This is a genomic window from Streptomyces sp. NPDC087901 (genome assembly GCF_044742205.1).
GTDB lineage: Bacteria > Actinomycetota > Actinomycetes > Streptomycetales > Streptomycetaceae > Streptomyces.
In genome coordinates, this window is sequence record NZ_JBIUUC010000049.1 from 1 (window position 1) to 2,784 (window position 2,784).

The following is a 2,784-nucleotide window of genomic DNA, read 5'->3' on the forward strand; positions in this document are numbered from 1 at the left end:
GGGAATCGGACACGAAAGAGTCTGATAGAGTCGGAAACGCAAGACCGAAGGGAAGCGCCCGGAGGAAAGCCCCAGAAAATGTTCTGAGGGTGAGTACAAAGGAAGCGTCCGTTCCTTGAGAACTCAACAGCGTGCCAAAAGTCAACGCCATATTTGTTGATACCCCGACCTGCTTCGGCAGGTTCGAGGTTCCTTTGAAAAGTCCTAACAGGTCTCTGGCCTGGTAGGCAATGCACACAGCGAGGATTCAGTGGACGATCGGTCATATTCCGACTCGGTCGTTCCGCTCTCGTGGTGTCTACCCGATTACGGGAAAACATTCACGGAGAGTTTGATCCTGGCTCAGGACGAACGCTGGCGGCGTGCTTAACACATGCAAGTCGAACGATGAAGCCCTTCGGGGTGGATTAGTGGCGAACGGGTGAGTAACACGTGGGCAATCTGCCCTTCACTCTGGGACAAGCCCTGGAAACGGGGTCTAATACCGGATAATACTTTCTCTCTCATGGGGGAAGGTTAAAAGCTCCGGCGGTGAAGGATGAGCCCGCGGCCTATCAGCTAGTTGGTGGGGTAATGGCCTACCAAGGCGACGACGGGTAGCCGGCCTGAGAGGGCGACCGGCCACACTGGGACTGAGACACGGCCCAGACTCCTACGGGAGGCAGCAGTGGGGAATATTGCACAATGGGCGAAAGCCTGATGCAGCGACGCCGCGTGAGGGATGACGGCCTTCGGGTTGTAAACCTCTTTCAGCAGGGAAGAAGCGAAAGTGACGGTACCTGCAGAAGAAGCGCCGGCTAACTACGTGCCAGCAGCCGCGGTAATACGTAGGGCGCAAGCGTTGTCCGGAATTATTGGGCGTAAAGAGCTCGTAGGCGGCTTGTTGCGTCGGTTGTGAAAGCCCGGGGCTTAACCCCGGGTCTGCAGTCGATACGGGCAGGCTAGAGTGTGGTAGGGGAGATCGGAATTCCTGGTGTAGCGGTGAAATGCGCAGATATCAGGAGGAACACCGGTGGCGAAGGCGGATCTCTGGGCCATTACTGACGCTGAGGAGCGAAAGCGTGGGGAGCGAACAGGATTAGATACCCTGGTAGTCCACGCCGTAAACGTTGGGAACTAGGTGTTGGCGACATTCCACGTCGTCGGTGCCGCAGCTAACGCATTAAGTTCCCCGCCTGGGGAGTACGGCCGCAAGGCTAAAACTCAAAGGAATTGACGGGGGCCCGCACAAGCAGCGGAGCATGTGGCTTAATTCGACGCAACGCGAAGAACCTTACCAAGGCTTGACATATACCGGAAAGCATCAGAGATGGTGCCCCCCTTGTGGTCGGTATACAGGTGGTGCATGGCTGTCGTCAGCTCGTGTCGTGAGATGTTGGGTTAAGTCCCGCAACGAGCGCAACCCTTGTTCTGTGTTGCCAGCATGCCCTTCGGGGTGATGGGGACTCACAGGAGACTGCCGGGGTCAACTCGGAGGAAGGTGGGGACGACGTCAAGTCATCATGCCCCTTATGTCTTGGGCTGCACACGTGCTACAATGGCCGGTACAATGAGCTGCGATGCCGCGAGGCGGAGCGAATCTCAAAAAGCCGGTCTCAGTTCGGATTGGGGTCTGCAACTCGACCCCATGAAGTCGGAGTTGCTAGTAATCGCAGATCAGCATTGCTGCGGTGAATACGTTCCCGGGCCTTGTACACACCGCCCGTCACGTCACGAAAGTCGGTAACACCCGAAGCCGGTGGCCCAACCCCTTGTGGGAGGGAGCTGTCGAAGGTGGGACTGGCGATTGGGACGAAGTCGTAACAAGGTAGCCGTACCGGAAGGTGCGGCTGGATCACCTCCTTTCTAAGGAGCATCTAGATTCCGCAAGGAATCCAGAGCCACTACGCCGGCAAATGTTCGGCGGTGGTTAGCTCATGGGTGGAACGTTGACTATTCGGCACGGTTGGCTGTTTTCGTAAGTACTGCTTCGGCGTGGAACACGTAAACGGGTTGACTGTGTCGGGCACGCTGTTGGGTATCTGAAGGTACGGGCTCATTTGAGTCTGTCCTTCGGTTGCCGGCCCCAGTGAACTCGCCTGTTAAGGGTGGGGTGATGGGTGGCTGGTCGTTGTTTGAGAACTGCACAGTGGACGCGAGCATCTGTGGCCAAGTTTTTAAGGGCGCACGGTGGATGCCTTGGCACTAGGAACCGATGAAGGACGTGGGAGGCCACGATAGTCCCCGGGGAGCTGTCAACCAAGCTTTGATCCGGGGGTTTCCGAATGGGGAAACCCGGCAGTCGTCATGGGCTGTCACCCACTGCTGAACACATAGGCAGTGTGGAGGGAACGAGGGGAAGTGAAACATCTCAGTACCCTCAGGAAGAGAAAACAACCGTGATTCCGGGAGTAGTGGCGAGCGAAACTGGATCAGGCCAAACCGTATGCGTGTGATACCCGGCAGGGGTTGCGCATGCGGGGTTGTGGGATCTCTTTTTCATGGTCTGCCGGCTGTGAGACGAGTCAGAAACCGTTGATGTAGGCGAAGGACATGCGAAAGGTCCGGCGTAGAGGGTAAGACCCCCGTAGCTGAAACATCAACGGCTCGTTTAAGAGACACCCAAGTAGCACGGGGCCCGAGAAATCCCGTGTGAATCTGGCGGGACCACCCGTTAAGCCTAAATATTCCCTAGTGACCGATAGCGGATAGTACCGTGAGGGAATGGTGAAAAGTACCGCGGGAGCGGAGTGAAATAGTACCTGAAACCGTGTGCCTACAAGCCGTGGGAGCGTCGCTGTATGT

Annotated in this window: 1 protein-coding gene and 2 rRNA genes (1 of these 3 only partly in view); 2 read left to right on the forward strand and 1 reads right to left on the reverse strand. The window is 56.8% G+C overall.

Annotation, left to right across the window (positions count from 1 at the left end; all coding sequences use genetic code 11):
• On the reverse strand, positions 1-238 hold a 238-nt coding region (locus tag ACIOEW_RS41170; RefSeq protein WP_401970740.1), incomplete at its 3' end, for a hypothetical protein.
• A gap of 81 nt (positions 239-319) precedes the next feature.
• Here ACIOEW_RS41170 and ACIOEW_RS41175 point away from each other — a divergent pair.
• A 16S ribosomal RNA gene (locus tag ACIOEW_RS41175) occupies positions 320-1,845 on the forward strand.
• 301 nt (positions 1,846-2,146) lie between these two features.
• Positions 2,147-2,784 (forward strand): 23S ribosomal RNA (locus ACIOEW_RS41180) (it continues 2,586 nt past the right edge of the window).
• The 16S and 23S rRNA genes sit together here, the layout of an rRNA operon.